The organism is Pseudoalteromonas sp. MMG013, from assembly GCF_018100885.1.
Classification (GTDB): Bacteria; Pseudomonadota; Gammaproteobacteria; order Enterobacterales; family Alteromonadaceae; genus Pseudoalteromonas; species Pseudoalteromonas aurantia.
The window spans coordinates 184266-200083 of the sequence record NZ_JAGJEE010000007.1; the positions used below are offsets into that span (position 1 = coordinate 184266).

General features: G+C 39.6%; 16 protein-coding genes. All 16 read right to left on the reverse strand.

From position 1 onward, the window contains the following. Positions 1–2: 2 nt before the first annotated feature. Positions 3–965 (reverse strand): Gfo/Idh/MocA family oxidoreductase, encoded by a 963-nt coding sequence (locus J8L98_RS09870; protein ID WP_210996266.1) that lies wholly within the window; start codon positions 963–965, stop codon positions 3–5. After that, a complete protein-coding gene (locus J8L98_RS09875) occupies positions 962–1666 on the reverse strand; it encodes an acylneuraminate cytidylyltransferase family protein (RefSeq protein WP_210996267.1) in 705 nt (234 codons plus the stop codon). Before J8L98_RS09875 ends, J8L98_RS09870 begins: the two co-directional genes overlap by 4 nt. Further along, on the reverse strand, positions 1663–2586 hold the full coding sequence (locus J8L98_RS09880; protein ID WP_210996268.1) for a methionyl-tRNA formyltransferase: 924 nt from the start codon (positions 2584–2586) through the stop codon (positions 1663–1665). Before J8L98_RS09880 ends, J8L98_RS09875 begins: the two co-directional genes overlap by 4 nt. Further along, positions 2586–3659, reverse strand: coding sequence for an N-acetylneuraminate synthase (neuB, locus tag J8L98_RS09885; RefSeq protein ID WP_210996269.1), 1074 nt, complete (start codon positions 3657–3659; stop codon positions 2586–2588). The genes J8L98_RS09880 and neuB overlap by 1 nt, the downstream gene beginning before the upstream one ends. Further along, on the reverse strand, positions 3656–4324 hold the full coding sequence (locus tag J8L98_RS09890) for a PIG-L deacetylase family protein (protein WP_210996270.1): 669 nt from the start codon (positions 4322–4324) through the stop codon (positions 3656–3658). Before J8L98_RS09890 ends, neuB begins: the two co-directional genes overlap by 4 nt. After that, entirely contained in the window at positions 4321–5211 is an 891-nt protein-coding gene (locus J8L98_RS09895; RefSeq protein ID WP_210996271.1) for a formyltransferase family protein, read from the reverse strand. The genes J8L98_RS09890 and J8L98_RS09895 overlap by 4 nt, the downstream gene beginning before the upstream one ends. Next, entirely contained in the window at positions 5208–6374 is a 1167-nt protein-coding gene (gene neuC / locus J8L98_RS09900; protein ID WP_210996272.1) for a UDP-N-acetylglucosamine 2-epimerase, read from the reverse strand. The genes J8L98_RS09895 and neuC overlap by 4 nt, the downstream gene beginning before the upstream one ends. Positions 6375–6378: 4 nt before the next feature. Next, positions 6379–7527 carry a LegC family aminotransferase gene (locus J8L98_RS09905; protein WP_210996273.1) on the reverse strand — a complete coding sequence of 383 codons (1149 nt, stop codon included), beginning with the start codon at positions 7525–7527 and terminating at the stop codon, positions 6379–6381. A gap of 8 nt (positions 7528–7535) precedes the next feature. After that, complete coding sequence (locus J8L98_RS09910) at positions 7536–8729, reverse strand: polysaccharide biosynthesis protein (RefSeq protein WP_210996274.1); 1194 nt, start codon at positions 8727–8729, stop codon at positions 7536–7538. Positions 8730–8757: 28 nt separating this feature from the next. Next, positions 8758–10881, reverse strand: coding sequence for a 6-hydroxymethylpterin diphosphokinase MptE-like protein (locus tag J8L98_RS09915; protein ID WP_210996275.1), 2124 nt, complete (start codon positions 10879–10881; stop codon positions 8758–8760). Beyond that, positions 10862–11170 carry a hypothetical protein gene (locus tag J8L98_RS09920; protein WP_210996276.1) on the reverse strand — a complete coding sequence of 103 codons (309 nt, stop codon included), beginning with the start codon at positions 11168–11170 and terminating at the stop codon, positions 10862–10864. The genes J8L98_RS09915 and J8L98_RS09920 overlap by 20 nt, the downstream gene beginning before the upstream one ends. Next, the gene (gene fliS, locus J8L98_RS09925) at positions 11160–11588 is read right to left on the reverse strand and encodes a flagellar export chaperone FliS (protein WP_210996277.1); all 429 of its coding nucleotides are present in this window, start codon (positions 11586–11588) and stop codon (positions 11160–11162) included. The genes J8L98_RS09920 and fliS overlap by 11 nt, the downstream gene beginning before the upstream one ends. Positions 11589–11597: 9 nt before the next feature. After that, positions 11598–13022, reverse strand: coding sequence for a flagellar filament capping protein FliD (gene fliD, locus J8L98_RS09930; protein ID WP_210996278.1), 1425 nt, complete (start codon positions 13020–13022; stop codon positions 11598–11600). 26 nt (positions 13023–13048) lie between these two features. Beyond that, the gene (locus J8L98_RS09935; protein WP_210996279.1) at positions 13049–13450 is read right to left on the reverse strand and encodes a flagellar protein FlaG; all 402 of its coding nucleotides are present in this window, start codon (positions 13448–13450) and stop codon (positions 13049–13051) included. A gap of 83 nt (positions 13451–13533) precedes the next feature. Beyond that, on the reverse strand, positions 13534–14493 hold the full coding sequence (locus tag J8L98_RS09940; RefSeq protein WP_210996280.1) for a flagellin: 960 nt from the start codon (positions 14491–14493) through the stop codon (positions 13534–13536). 158 nt (positions 14494–14651) lie between these two features. Continuing rightward, positions 14652–15614 carry a flagellin gene (locus J8L98_RS09945; protein ID WP_119860535.1) on the reverse strand — a complete coding sequence of 321 codons (963 nt, stop codon included), beginning with the start codon at positions 15612–15614 and terminating at the stop codon, positions 14652–14654. Between the last annotated feature and the right edge of the window lie 204 nt (positions 15615–15818).

A 15818-nucleotide genomic window follows, 5' to 3' on the forward strand; every position in this document is an offset into this window, starting at 1 on the left:
CCCTAAGTGATTTGATACTCACGACTACGTGAGGTATCCCCATGTAACTGGAAATGTTTCTCTAGCGTATCTAAAAGTGCTAAATGGGTATCAGCAGACTCTTCAAATGGTGTTAGTGTCATTGGTTCCTCCCGAATACTCTGTTCAACAAACTGATAACTTAAATTACTTTGATAAACCGTTTCAAAAGGGCGAATTTCTTGTATATCACCATTAAATTCGATGGTACCTGCAAGTTCATCAATGAGCACTTCCTGATGCTCTGAAGTCAGCTTCACCTGCAATGACATTTTTTCACTATGCCCGCACAATATTGAAAGCTCTTTTGATGAACTCGTTATTCGGCCAAATACCTCTTTGTAACCACCCCGTTTGCTTTCAAATATATAAGGCTCTAACCCTTTGCCTTCTAAAACTAAAGGCTGTTGCTCTTCGGTTAAGTAACGGTATATGTCTAGAAAATGTACCGCGTTGCAAGCAAGTCCCCACTCATTTCCCTCGACCGAAAATTGCCAATTTGAGTGTTTTTTCAGTTCTTTTTTCAATGCCTGATAGTTTGGGTTCATCCTACGAGGACAATTGACATACGCCTTAACTGAATGCTGCTTAAGTAAGTTTTTTGCTTGTTGATATTCATTCTTAAAAGAAAATAAAAACTTCTCAAGTATTAAGCTGGTCACATGATTGCTATTTAATAATTCACGCATTACATGAAGCCTGACGTGTGAGGTTGTCGCGACAATTGCAACGCTATAATCTTGTCCTTCTGGTAGCACTGTTTTATAGTGCACTTGCGTCTGAGCATTGCCAAGCGTTACTTCACCCGCTAACTTGCTCGCATTCGTTAATGACTCTTTGTCAATATCGACCACATCAATACTCAAAGGTAAACTGCTTTTTAAGACCCCTTGTAAATGACGCGCGCCTATTCCCCCACACCCAACAATTAATATTTTATAACTCAACGTGTTTCTTCCATCAGTAACTGTGCAAATTTAAAATCTAACTCAGAATCAATATCTACCGATTCTTGTTGAGACATAATGTAGGCTTGTAAGTTTTTTTTCAGAAAAAAACTCTTCTGTTCTCGTATAGCATCCACTTTAGCTATGTAAATAGCACCATTGAGTCGAAAATAAGGAGGTAAATCTTGGCTCCTAGCATTGACAAAGTCCATGTTTAGAAAATGAGACATATCGTTATCTCGACCAAGCTGCCCTGACCAAATTGGCGAATGTTCAACTTCACAGACAGAAATAATACCGTCACTACCACGGTCAAGCAGCTGAACAAAAGCCTCATCGATATGTTTAGACGTTCTCAACGGTGAAGTCGGTTGTAGCAATATAACGTAGTCGAATTGCGCTCCTTGAGATTCGAAATAATCAAGCGAATGAAGAACAACATCTATTGATTTAGCGGTATCTGACGCTAAATAAGCAGGCCTCAAAAATGGCACTTGGGCGCCCATAGATTGGCCTAAGCTGCGCATATCCTCGCAATCTGTACTCAAAACACAGGTTGTTACCGTACTGCTTTCAACCCCAGCTTTTAGAGTCCAGTGTAATAATGGCTTCGATAGTAGCAGTTTAAGGTTCTTATTTCGAAGTCGCTTACTTCCTTTTCTTGCTGTCACTACCGCAAGTACTTTACTCACAGGTTTCATTTTCCAACCTTGAAACGCGTTCCAATCCGGAAATCAGGCGTAAATTTTTCACCTATTTTCCCTTCTAATATTTCACTCATTTGCGTAACAAGTATCGAACTATCTGCTACTTTAACTACACACCCTTTTGTATTACGTGCAGTCACCTCACCAATTGTTGCAATATACTCAGGTGCACCCAAAATAAGCTCACTGCGCAAAACTGCATATTCTTTATCATTATGGAAACAACGAGCACCAGGGCCTGGCAACGTAATTGCTCTTATAAAGTTATGGACTCTCACAGCTGATTGATTGAATGTTAACTCTTCATCCCCGATAACACGTTGGCAAAAATAGGTGCCAATAGGATGTATATCTTGCTGCCGTATTCGTTTAACGGTATCTGTTGCCAATTTTTTTAACGCTGAATATAGTACATCTGCGCACGAATTAATGGCTTTAGACAACAAGGTACTATAATTGTCGACATCTGCTATTGGGAATTTATGTTGCTCGATGATATCGCCAGTATCAATGCCTTCGTCAATATAGTGCACGGTGATCCCAAATTCACTTTCTCCATTTATCAATACCCAATTCAAAGGATTTCGCCCTCGATAAAATGGCAATGCCCCAGCGTGACAGTTAATAAACCCTTTAGGCGCCATGGAAAGAATTGGTGTCTTTAATATTTGATTGAATGACATAGAAACCAAAAGGTCGACACTATATTGGTTAACGACATTAATAAACTGCTCTGAATTAACATTCTCAGCCAGTAAGAATGGTACACCTAATTTATTTGCCCACTCTTTCAACACGGGATCTTGAGTATCAAACCTAGGCACAATGAACACGATTTCAAAGCGACTATCACTTACTATTTTCTCTATCGCTTTGTGAGCCCAAGGACCATCTGCAAAATATCCAATTTTCACTATATCTCCTGCTCATCATCCAGATCTGTCACAACGGTGTTACCAATAAGAGACCAATACTCCATTGGTGAACGACCTGAACCAGAACGTTTCGCCGTAATCATATCTGGTTGCCACAGTTCGCCAGCCTTTATCGCTCGCGTCGTCACTAAGTTTTTCCTGACAATAGAGCGGTTTTCAACCTCAGACTCAGTAAACGTCTTAATCCCACTCCCTAACGCCCGCTCAACAGAGCGAATATTAGCCACCATATAGTTCAACTCTCTCGGCTCAAGAGACGCTTTATGATCCGGACCTGGTAGTGTCTTATCCAAAGTAAAATGCTTTTCAATAACGACACCTCCTCGCGCGACAGCAGCCAGTGCAACCGCGATACCCTCTGAGTGATCTGAATATCCCACTGGGATCCCAAATGCTGAAGCCATTGTATTCATGGCTTTTAGGTTAATATCTTCTAACTTTGCAGGATAATCTGACGTGCAGTGCAACAAAGTGACTTTTTGTTTTAAAGCTTGCTGCCCAGCTTCAGACGCATACGCACTTTGACACGCTGCAATTGAGCAGGCTTCTTCTGGTTTAGTAAAACCAAATGCAAGTACAGCAAGCGCTAACTCTATATCGGCTAATGTCGACATTCCAGTTGATAAAATAATATCTGCGCCTGTTTTTGCATGAGCCAATAAAAATGGACCATTGGTAATCTCGCCAGATGGGATTTTCAATTTAGACACGCCTAAATCGTTTACCAAAAAGCTCAGACTTTGTTCATCAAATGCAGTGGATAAAAACTGTATCCCTTTTTTATCGCAATACGAAATCAGCGGGCCATGGTGCTCATACGGCAGCTCGAGCCGCTTTAGCATAGCAAATTGAGATTCTCTAATCGCAGTATTAACCGTTTGATATTCACATTGTCGCGCTTCTTGGGTAACTAAATGTTCCGCTTTAAAAGTTTGAAACTTGACAATATCAGCACCGGCTTCCACTGCAGCATCGATTAACTTGTAAGCAAGAGCGAGATCGCCGTTATGATTCACTCCGGCTTCAGCTATTATTGTAACTTTCTGATTCATATTACCTCTTTTAGTATCATAAAGGCTTCGGCCATGCTGCACCCAGCTACAGCCCCTCGATAACGCGCTAATGCACGCATGTTTTCTTCACTACGGGGAAATGGAACCGGCAGGATCTCTCCTTTGTAAAGGTGCATAATGTCGATTTTTCGCTCTAAATAATCTGAAATATCTACAAATAAGTTTGGCTTAAACACGGGGTTCATAGGGTTAACCGAAAACTCAGTTTCAGACAGAGTTTCATAACAACATATTTTTTTGATAAATGGGTATCGGAACGACTTTGAACATGCCGCAATTGCGTTGAACACCACCTCATGGTCTGAATGAATATCCCCTGGATAGGGGACATAAAGCTGATCAGGTTTGAGCCTATTAATAACCCCTGATAAATCGCCAATTAAATCGCTTAACGTATTTGGTGACAAAGTTGTAGCCACATGCTCTAGCCACGAATAAGACGTCATGTTATAGGCATCAGCTACCTGCTTTACTTCATTTCTTCTAGTTCTAATACGATCTTTTGAGAAACCAACCTCTTCACTAATTTGTGTAACAATAATCCAATGAACTTCGTCACCAGCATTAAGATGTTTCAATATAGTCCCCCCACACCCTAATGTTTCATCATCTGGGTGAGGCGCAATGACTGCCACAATACTCATAGGTACTCTCCAACTGTGAATTGTGAGCCATCTATATTTTCCAACCAAAGACTCGATGTACCCGAACATTTAACATGTACCTGTGTGCGGGTTGTATTTAATATTTTCCCTGGTTCTAAATTTAATGCCACCATTTCGGTGTGGTGGGTCGCTCGCGTAACGGTATAGATTTCGCCACTCTTTAAAAATGTAGCGCCTGGATATGGCGAGGACAAAGCTCTAATTAAGTTGTAGATGTCTTTAGCCTGCATTCTCCAATCTATTGCACCATCAATTGCTGACCGCTTGCGCCAATAACTAGAACTGGCCGCTATTTGAGGTTGAGACTCGATTGAGTTATCACAATATCCAGTAACTATTTTTGATATTTGCCGAGGTATTGTCAACAGTACCTTATTATATAAATCTCGCGCATAATCCGTATCAGATATGTTAATAATTTCCTGATCAACCAACGCCCCACTGTCGACTTTTTCCTCCATTAAGAAAAAGCTCGATGCGGTCTCTGACAACCCCAAGGCCAAAGCCCAAATTAACGGGTGACGCCCTCGGTTGCTTGGTAGCTTTGCAGGGTGGAAACCAATGGCTGCTTTTTTAACTTGATGGAGTATTCTATTTGGTATTATGTGACTCCAGCCAATACAAAATAACATATCAATATGTTTATTCGACAGCGCTTTGTCATAATCGATATCATTTACAAAAAAGGTTGTTTCAATACCAAATTCTTGTGCCAGTTCAACCAAACTTGCGTAGTCTGAGTTAAATACTGATTGGGACTTGGTGATCAATGCAACCAATTCTATCTCACCTTCCACATGGTGACTAAGCAACTGTGTGAATGCCGCATGACTGGTTTCTACACACCCAATAAAAGCGACCTTCATGATTCATCACCAAAATCATTGAACCTTTTCAATAAGATATTTTCAAGTGACTGACTCATAATTTCATGCACTATTTTCTCAGAAGCGCCTCCTGCGCCATAGGGGCTAATAACCGACATGCAAACTTCCTTATGTTCCACGCTAACGGCTGTTTTCAATGCGCATTCTATTTGTTCTACTGAGCTACCACTTTGAATGACAGACTTCGCTGCTACTCGGCCTAACTGCCTAGCACCAATATTGACGGTTGCAACTTTGCAAGATGGCGCTTCCAATATGCCACTCGATGAATTACCAACAACCGCGTCACACACTTTCATAAGTGATAAATATTTCAACTGACCTAATGACTGTGTTAACAACACTCTGGTTGTTTGGCTTTTTGCAAACTCTTGTAGCTTATCTATCAGAACCCTGCCAAATGTATCCGCATTTGGATAGGTAATAACAAGCTGATAATGAGGAAAGGCACCAAAAGCTAATAGAAGGTTTTCTAATGCTTGAAGTGAGCTTTCCTTATCTAAAGTCAAAGGGTGGTAAGTAACTAAAAAGAACTGTTCTCCCAACTTAAAGTCGAGTTCCTTTTCTAACGATTTCTTTGAAAGCAATTTTAATTTTAATAAATTATCAATGCCAGGAGCACCGACATTAAAAACCCGATTCGGCTGCTCACCGAGTTGCTCCACCCGCTTTTTATAAACTTCGGTCGTAGTAAAGTGCAAATGAGACATTTTTGACAATGAATGACGAATAGCTTCATCAATAAGACCCTCAGTGGCCTCGCCTCCATGTATATGTGCAATTGGAATATTTGCGAGCATTGCAGCCTGTGCGACCGCTAAGGATTCATACCTATCACCCAATACCAACAGCATATCGGGGGTGTGTATCGCAAATTGCTCAGCAGCAGACATTATAGCTAAAGCCATTGATTTTGATACGCCTAAAGCCGTATCTGAAGAGACCAAGAACTCCAACTGCCCCGTTACACCAAAACCATCTTGCTTTATTTGCTCAATGGTATAGCCAAACTCTCTTGATAGGTGCATCCCCCCTACAAATAACTGTAAATCACACTGCGGGTGTGCTTTTAAGCCTTTTAGTGTCCAGTAAAGTAACCCATATTCAGCTCGGGTTCCGGTAAAAATAGCAACTTTTCTCACAGTATCACCGTTTCTTTTTTACGGAGCTAGGTAGGTTCACGATTCTCTCCGCTAAGTATTCCGTATTTTTTAATGCCAAATTGGGGGCGTCAGCGTACATATCCAACAAGTGCATCGGCCTCCATACAGGTCTGCCCATTATGTTATCTTTTTCAAGAGAGTCTAATAAACTATCTCGATGTAACTTACCCTCACAAATAACAGCATTTAACCAAAAATTCGACCTACACCCTGGTGGTTCATCAACAAAGCAATAGTGACTTTGCAAAAATAAGGAGCGGTACTCATCAGCTAGCAGCCGCTTCTCAATCAAAAAGCCCTCTAAGCGACTTAATTGCCCTCGACCCAACGACGCATTGATATTTGGCATTCTGTAGTTAAAACCTATTTGATCATGGATAAATTCTCTTTCATGTTTTACCTTCGCTGTTGACATGAGATGCCTGCTCTTGTCAGCTATCTGTATATCCTGTGTTAGCAAAGCTCCACCACCGCCCGTTGTAATGACCTTATTACCATTGAAGCTTAATGCCGATGCTTTGCCAAATGTACCTAGTGCTTGTCCATGATATTGACTGCCTAAACCTTCTGCAGCGTCTTCAACAATCGCCAAGTTCCATTTCTTACACACGTGTTGAATGCCATTCATATCACTTGGGTGCCCAAATGTGTGCATAGGGACCACTGCACTAATCTTTTTTTTCGTTTTTTTATGAATGCACGCTCCATCTTCACTAATAAAAGCATTTTCTAGTAGAAAATTTTCTAGAGAAGCTGGGCACATGCCAAGTGATTGTAACGAAACATCGACAAAAATAGGCGCGGCCCCAATATAGCTAATGGCATTACAAGTCGCGACAAACGTAAGTGACTGAGTAATAACAAACTGATCTTGCTCCACACCTGCAACCAATAATGCAATATGAAGTGCTGACGTTCCAGAATTAGTAGTGACAGCATAGTTCGACTGAGTAAAAGTACAGATCTCGTTTTCAAACTGAGTGACATTAGCTCCTACAGTCGATACATATGTACTATCGAGGCAATCCATAAGCATTTGGCTTTCAGTCGAGCTAAAGTTTGGTTCATGCAAAGGAATAAAGTCTTTCGTGTCAAAATAACACTGAATGAACTGACTTATCTTATTGAGCACAATGACTCCTACATTTTATTATCCAGAGAATTATGTTTTTCTATATGGGTAAAGTTCGGGAGTATAGGCGCAATAGTACTAGCAATCGCCAACTTTGACCAACCCCCCGAACGCTGTAGATGTCTAATTTCATTGACCATATCTATTATTTGGGCTTTATTTTCGACACTTTTAGTAGGCTTAATGATCCCTATCTCCTTAAAAGCGCCCAGTTCGATCTTATCTTCTCTAGCAAAAAACTCTTCCTCTGGTTTTTCACCACTAGTATCACTTTGAGAGAAATAACATGGCCATAAGCCTGAAGTGATCAATTTACTTGCTTCATTGCGAGCTTCATCCTCTGAACCACAGCTATGTGGGGTGAAACCATGCGCACGTATGACTGTTTCAGCAACGTCAACAAAACTTTGTAAAACTAATTCTGAATTATTTTTTGGAAAGAAAATATCTTTGTTATCACCAAGCAAGCAAGATATTAAGCACAATAAGCCTGCTTCTTCTTGTGTGATAAAATATCTTAATATATCTGTTGGTGCAGTAATAACCTGTCGTTTCTCAATTCTTCTTTGAAAGCTTTCTAATAATGAGCCATTCGAAAACGCCACATTTGCAAAGCGAGCAGTTGAAATATCGAGTTCTGAACTATAACCATATAGTACTTTTTCCATTAATAATTTAGAAGCCCCCATAAAATTAACTGGATTGGTGGCTTTATCTGTAGAAACTGAAAAATACTTCTTTACACCAGAAGAGGCTGCTTGTTGTAATGTTTTTTCTGTCGCTAAAACATTTGTCTCTAACATTCTCATCAGGGTAAATTGATCCCGTTCACTTCGAACATGTTTCAATGCTGACAGATTTAATACGTAATCATATTGTCCATTTTGAGTATAAAATGCATCATATGTACTCGAACAGATGTCGAGTGAAAATGTCTTGAATTCGCCAGAAATATACCCAAGTTCACAACGTAAATCCCTTACCAGTTCTGCTAAGCCATTTTCATTAATATCAACTGCGTGCAAACAGAGCGGGCTTCGTTTAAATATTTCTTTTGTAACCGCTTGACCTATTGACCCACCAGCGCCTATGACTAGAAAACGTGCATTAGAAACCAATACATTCAATGTGTCATTATGCTTTAAAATATCTTCGAGAAACAACTGACGGGATCTACCTATCATTTTTAAAACTTCAAGCATACCGATTTAACTCAACTTTAATTTATTTTTAAACCTGACTTGGATTTAAGTAGTCACAGAACTCACGGTAATTAGAACCAAAGTCTGCCTGGATACTATTAATATAGTTAATCCAAAGCATATTGAGTTGCTCATAACGTTGTAAGGTAAACTCATCATCCTCGTAACTGTATAACAGTGTAATAATCGGACAGTGAAAATATAATAACGACCCTTTTAGAATATGAAATAAATGGCTCGCAACCGTACCTCTTAATGAATAAACATATTGCTCTTGTCGTTTTAAATTAGAGGCAGCTTCAGCTCGGCTACTCACATTTTCTCGACAAATATCCATCAAGTGCTCACATACATCATTGAAAATACCAACCCCCACAAACTCATCGTCGATGCTGAGAGATAAAGGTTTATAAAAATCCTTTTTGATTGATTCAACCACTGTATCTATTTCAATGTCCGATTTAACCGGTAACAACTCTTCAGCATTAACCGCAACAGCTCCTTTGAGCTTTGCTCCATTACCGACATTGTAGAAAGTAACATCTGGATAAGTTGAAATTAAGCTTTCTATTTGTCGATGTGATAATTTATACAAATCGTTTGTATAAACAAATCCTCCCAGATTCCCCTCTAGGGTACTCTCTGTTACTCTGGGACTGTGATACCCAGGTTCATTGGGGGAGTTTCTATAAAAACTAAATTTGCTGTGATGCTTCCCTGATACACAATTACCATTATCTACTCCAAACAAGTAAATATGCTTAAATCCCATATGACTAAACAAACTACAGGCGGTATTAGAAACGAGTGGGTTACTGAACGAGGGTAGCGGTAATGTCGTGTGCTTGTTCTGGTAAGCCCACACTCTCAATAAATCAGTACCAGATTCATTTCCCTTTAACGCTAACCCTGACCATTTGTATAACTTTGTTGTATCAGGGTAAACCACATTCACACTAAGCAAATTAGTTTTCAAATATTCTTCTTTAGGCAGAACATCCTCAACAATTTTATAGTTTGATAAGGGTCTTTCAACCAACACATGAAAATCACTGTTAATACCGAGTTTAACTAACGATGCCAAAGCGGATCCTGCAGCAACAATAATCGCGCTACTTTGTTGTTGCTTTATAAAATCACTGGCTTCATCCAAAGAAGGGCCATTACCTATAATAAAAACAGGTATATCCTGGAATTCAAACGCTTTACTGTCACTTTCATGTAAAAAGCCAACTTGACTTTCTGCATGATGAATTGAATGTGCCAGTCCTGTTATTGCATCGTTATAAAACCCATGCCCAGTCTGGAATTTAAAGTAATCTTCAAACCAAATTTTAACAATGTCATTTAAGCTAGAGTTTGGAATATGTTGATAACAAAAGGAGCGCACAAGCGCTTGAGACCCTATGGATTCAGTAATCACCTCAAGATCAGCAATAAGCGTACTTTCAGATACGCCTAAATGGAAATACAAATTACCACCTTGCTCATCGATACGCTCAATAATACTTGCCCAATCTGTACAAAATAAGCTCGCAAAAAACACTTCAAAGTCAGGTTCAATCAAAAATGTATAATCAAACTGACATCGCTCCATCAGCATTGGCACATGGTAGCCAAGACCTAATCCAAAAATCATTGCGGTAGGAAATGTATCAGGTAAATATTTTAACTTAGGTTGCTTTGCGTCTTCATTTTCGCGCATTATTGCCCCTAAATCTACCATATAGCTTGTATGGATCCTGTCATCACTTTTCTTTTTTGGATAACTACCATAATCAGTTACTGTAAAGTATGCATTATTGACGTGCTCATTAACTTGATTTTGAGATTGCGCAATAGGATCATCGCCATACAAAGGAAGCGACATTCCTCTTGGCACAAAGTTTCCATGACCACTTTTTGTCACGTGCAAACAAAAGTCATCTCGCAGTTCAAATTCTTCAATTGCTTTACCAAGATCGGGATAATACTTATTTATACACGCAATATTATGTGCGAAGCGAGTATTCGCTTCTTCAGAAAAAACAGCTTCTCTTTTTTGATGCGCTATTGTATTTGTAATACTTTCATCGAGCTGGTTTATTTGATTTTGTAAAGGCTGGTTATGTTTATTTTTATTCATATGTAGGTCACAGGTTTCTGTAGACATCAAGCTTCTTTTTATTTCCGACATGCTTAACTAATTTCTTATAAATTAGTTGCTGCTCTGTCTCTACGCTGTCAATTAAATTTGAATAGCGAGTATAAATTTCAGTTAATTTGTCCATCTCAACTTGATTCAACGTATTCGTTGGGGCTTCGAAAATTGACCGTAACTTTTGTTCAATAAATTGACAGGTGTCTACAATATTCGTTATTTCTTCGAGCTCAGGGTTATTATTAACCACCTCACTGACTTCATCAATAAGGCTACCTATTTGCTGGATTCTATCCAGCATTGGCATCACTACCATTATCTCCAAGTGTTTTCTCTCGGATGGCGTATGGAATAGCATCCCAAGCTGATTTAATTTCTTTTAAAAGAGCCGATACTTCTTCTACAATCGAAGAATCATTTTTTAAACTCGCGTCTAATAATCGATCTATCATGTATGAATACAGTGAATACAAGTTTTCAGTAACCTCTCCACCCACCTCAAAGTCAAGACACCCTCTCAAAGCTTCAATGATCGCTGAAGCTTTTGAAATATGCTCTGCCTTTGCTTCTAAGTTTTTCCTATCAATAGCGACCTTTGCAAACACCATTTTCTCAATAGCACCAGACATCAACATTTGAATAATTTCATACCTATCAGCACCCGCAACACGAGTCTTTAAAGCTTCTTTTTGATAATTTTTTACTTTTGCATTATACATTATAACACCTTAATTATTTGACTTTGTAAAGCCTGGTAAATTGGCTAGTTGCGCACCCAAATAAGACTGAGTTTGCTTCATATTAGCAAGTAGAACATCTAACCCAGAGTACTTTTGTCTAAGCCCTTCTTCGAAAGATTGCATTCGAAACTCATGGTTAGAAACATCATCTTCAAGCTCGCTCAATTGCCCGTTTAACGAAGTCTCTCTTTGCTTAATCAGGCCTGATGAATCTATATAGTTGCCTAACAAAGTTTCTAAATCTTTCGCAACGCCATTATCACCTGCAAATGCCTTGCCAATATCATCAAAATTTTCGTCCATTGCGTCATCTAAGCTTCTTACTAATGATGACTTTTCTAAATATCCATCTTTTTTAACGCCCAAACCGATATCAAAAATCGAACCAAACGGTCCCGCATCTGTTAGCGTTTTACCCAGTGTATTTATAAGTTGATCACTCAGACTTCTCATTGACGAGTCACCATTAAGCGGTTTACCTATCCTTGTTTGAAAGCCAATATTCCCAATTAAGTTATTATAATTTGTTACCAATTCATCAATCAGTGTAGATACTGACCCTTTATCATAATCAATATTTAATTTTGCCGTCTCTGGAGAACCTGCATCATCATCACTTACTTTTAATGCCTTGATTGTCATATCCTGAACTGCATCTTTAAAAGTATTTGTGTCACTATTTACCGTTAAGCCATCCACCGTAATGATTGCGTCTTGCGCTACATCTTCTGTTGCGATCGTCATTCCGCCACTCGGGTTCGTTGACGCATCATATGTCTCAATAGCATCGAGTTCAGCTGTGTCGCTGGTAATAACTAAATCATTACCTGTACCACTCACACTAGAGGTAAGTACAAGCTTAGACCCTATAGCGGGATCACCTGTATTAACAATGTTAGCTGTAACGCCAAAATTATTGTCTGCAGAATTAATCGCATCTCTCAATTCTGCAAGTGTTGCACCTGCGCTAAGTGTTAAATCAAACGTATTGTCAGTTCCTGCACCAAAGGTTAATGTCCCTCCCGACGCGGTAACTACGTCATCGACAGACGAAAATGCATTATCCGCACTGACTGCTCGGCTACCTTGAGCTAATTGTGTTACTGCGATATCAAAGCTGCCCACTGAAATATCGGATGTGGGTGTTACGCTAATTAAATCACCGCTAGTCGGCTGCGTAATCGTTGCGGCCCTTTTACCAAAATTATCTGGGTCAGCTAACTTTTCAATCGTATCGTTCAATTGTGAGATCGCCGACTTAACTTCACCTATCGCAGATAGCTCTACTTTAAGTGACTCTTCTTTTTTTGCAAATGCCGCAACTTTCGGACCACTTTCAGCGTTAACCGACGCTGTAATGATACTTTCTAAGTCTAAGCCTGAGCCGATACCGGCAGAAGTTATAAGTGGCATGTTGTATCTCCAAAATTCATTGTGCTCTATGCGATACTGTCGAGTAAAACACCTTTGCTTGTTAATTTATCGGCCAGTTCATCCAAAGCCTTAGCAACTTCACGAAATTCTTCTGAAGGAATCTCTCGAATCACTTCATCATTTCCTTTATCAACCACCCGAATAAACGGTGGGTCGCCATTTTCATCAAACTCAAATGACAAGTTTGTCGTTACTGGAATAACCTTATCTAGCTTCTCTAAGTTCTTTTTTACATCATCAATCAAAAATTGACTATCCACTGGCGTATCTAGCGATTGTTCTTCTTTATCACTCGATGCCTTGCCAGTGTCTTCTACTTGACGCTTTATACCGTTAGGGAGTGGTTCAGCTGTTACACTTCCAGTCAAAACATTGGCGATAACATTTGAAGGGTCAATATCTTTCATAATAGATCTCCTTAAACACTACTTAATTATAGTATACGCCAAGTCCAGAAGCGTAGCATCTGAAATTGGCGTAATACAACAGATTAGCCCAATAACGATAAGGCTACCTGAGGTCGCTGATTGGCTTGACTTAAAATCGAGCTACTCGCCTGTTGTAGAATCTGCATTTTAGTCAAATTAGCAGTTTCTTGAGCAAAGTCAGTATCGCTAATACGAGATCGTGCAGCCGTAAGGTTTTCAGATACATTTGCTTGGTTACGTATTGTTGATTGGAAACGGTTTTGAATAGCACCTAACTCAGCACGCTTTTTATCTACCACAGCTATCATTGCATCCATACCAGCCAACACTGCTTGTGCGTTTGCCTGAGATGATACACTGATAGAACCTGCTTGGAATGTACCTGAGAATGTATAGCTGTTCGCAACACCTGATACAGCACTCACACCATCAGCTAGGGTTTGTAAAGATTTGCCGCCGATACCTTGAGCAATACCAGCAATGCCTGACAAGGTAAAACCACCATTGGCTGCGATATCATTGGCTGTACCATCTACATTTTTCATACTAAATGCAATAGTTTGTACTGCGTCAGCACCTACTTGGAAATTAGCATCATAAGTACCATCTAATAAGTTTTGACCACCGAAAGTAGTATCTTGCGCTACTCGGTTAACTTCTGACGATAATGACTGGATTTCTTCTTGGATAGCAAGCCTATCTTCATCGGTATTTGAACCATTTGAAGCTTGTTGCGCTAGTGTCCGGATACGCTGAAACATTTGTGTTGTTTCATCCAAAGCACCTTCTGCTGTTTGCGCCAAAGAAATACCATCGTTTGCATTTCGTATCCCTTGGTTCAAACCATTTATTTGACCAGTCAGACGGTTAGATACTTGCATACCTGCCGCGTCATCTCTAGCACTATTAATACGCATACCGGAAGATAACCGTTTAAACGATGTATCTAACGAGTCTGCTGAATTACTCAACTGTCTTTGTGCGTTCAAAGAACTCACATTCGTGTTTACATATAAAGCCATAATAGCCTCCGCTTCATCTTAGATAAGGTAATTAGCGGGATACCCCTACCCTGCTAAATACCGAATTAGAGTCCTAGATTTATAGTTCTCTAATTCTGCTATCGGCGAATGAAGTGAAAGCTTTAGCTAAATTTGTAAATATATTAAAATCTTATTTATTACCCTTGTAATAAGCTTAATGCAGCCTGTGGTCTTTGGTTAGCTTGACCCAATATTGTCTGGCTAGCCTGTTGTAATATTTGATTTTTTGTAAGCATAGCTGTTTCCAGCGCAAAATCTGCATCTTTAATCCGCGATTTTGCAGATGCTAAGTTTTCTGAGATATTTGCCTGGTTTCTAATCGTTGATTGGAATCGGTTTTGAACCGCACCTAACTCTGCTCGTTTTTTATCAACCACAGCTATCATTGCATCCATACCAGCAAAAACAGCCTGCGCATTGGCCTGTGAAGATACACTGATCGTGCCAGCCTGAAATGTCCCAGAAAAAGTATATGCGTTAGCAACGCCTGATATTGCACTCACACCACTGGCCAATGTTTGTAAGTTTGATCCACCCACTGCAGCAGCTATTCCTGCAATTCCAGACAATGTAAATCCATTGTTCGCCTGAAGACTATTTGCAGTTCCACCAACATCTTGCATACTAAAGCCAATCGTTTGAACCGCATCAGCACCTACTTGGAAGTTAGCAGCATAAGTTCCATCCAACAAATTCTGGCCACCAAATGTAGTATCACTTGCAACTCGATTTACTTCACTTGCAAGTTGTTGGATCTCTTCTTGAATTGCCAATCTATCTTCATCTGTGTTCGAACCATTGGCGGCTTGTTGCGACAGTGTACGAATACGCTGGAACATAGAGGTCATTTCATCCATTGCACCCTCAGCGGTTTGTGCTAATGAAATGCCATCGTTGGCATTACGATTGCCTTGCCCTAAGCCTAGAATTTGCGACTGAAGACGGTCAGTAATTTGCAGACCCGCGGCATCATCAGCGGCACTGTTAATACGTAAACCTGATGATAAACGTTTAAATGATGTATCTAATTCATTACCTGAATTGGTTAATTGACGCTGAGCATTTAATGCACTGACGTTGGTATTTACAAATAAAGCCATAACTCATTCTCTCTATTTCAAGTCAAAGCTGAATTACCTCAGCTTTAATTTACTAAATACAAGATGGCAATTTTTATCGTCAAAGCTATTTGCCGAAGGGGCAAAAAACTGCCATTTGCATGGTATTTAACTTACTTAGAATGATTAATGCAAAAGGTGGGCCAAATAATAATTATTTCTTTATTATTTGCATTCTCCATAAAA

What these genes read in the sequence shown, in the direction of transcription:
- J8L98_RS09875 (WP_210996267.1), bottom strand. Translation starts at nt 1,666, where the DNA reads ATGAAACCTGTGAGTAAAGTACTTGCGGTAGTGACAGCAAGAAAAGGA.
- neuB (WP_210996269.1), bottom strand. Translation starts at nt 3,659, where the DNA reads ATGAATCAGAAAGTTACAATAATAGCTGAAGCCGGAGTGAATCATAAC.
- J8L98_RS09890 (WP_210996270.1), bottom strand. Translation starts at nt 4,324, where the DNA reads ATGAGTATTGTGGCAGTCATTGCGCCTCACCCAGATGATGAAACATTA.
- J8L98_RS09895 (WP_210996271.1), bottom strand. Translation starts at nt 5,211, where the DNA reads ATGAAGGTCGCTTTTATTGGGTGTGTAGAAACCAGTCATGCGGCATTC.
- J8L98_RS09910 (WP_210996274.1), bottom strand. Translation starts at nt 8,729, where the DNA reads ATGCTTGAAGTTTTAAAAATGATAGGTAGATCCCGTCAGTTGTTTCTC.
- J8L98_RS09915 (WP_210996275.1), bottom strand. Translation starts at nt 10,881, where the DNA reads ATGTCTACAGAAACCTGTGACCTACATATGAATAAAAATAAACATAAC.
- J8L98_RS09920 (WP_210996276.1), bottom strand. Translation starts at nt 11,170, where the DNA reads ATGCTGGATAGAATCCAGCAAATAGGTAGCCTTATTGATGAAGTCAGT.
- fliS (WP_210996277.1), bottom strand. Translation starts at nt 11,588, where the DNA reads ATGTATAATGCAAAAGTAAAAAATTATCAAAAAGAAGCTTTAAAGACT.
- fliD (WP_210996278.1), bottom strand. Translation starts at nt 13,022, where the DNA reads ATGCCACTTATAACTTCTGCCGGTATCGGCTCAGGCTTAGACTTAGAA.
- J8L98_RS09935 (WP_210996279.1), bottom strand. Translation starts at nt 13,450, where the DNA reads ATGAAAGATATTGACCCTTCAAATGTTATCGCCAATGTTTTGACTGGA.
- J8L98_RS09940 (WP_210996280.1), bottom strand. Translation starts at nt 14,493, where the DNA reads ATGGCTTTATATGTAAACACGAATGTGAGTTCTTTGAACGCACAAAGA.
- J8L98_RS09945 (WP_119860535.1), bottom strand. Translation starts at nt 15,614, where the DNA reads ATGGCTTTATTTGTAAATACCAACGTCAGTGCATTAAATGCTCAGCGT.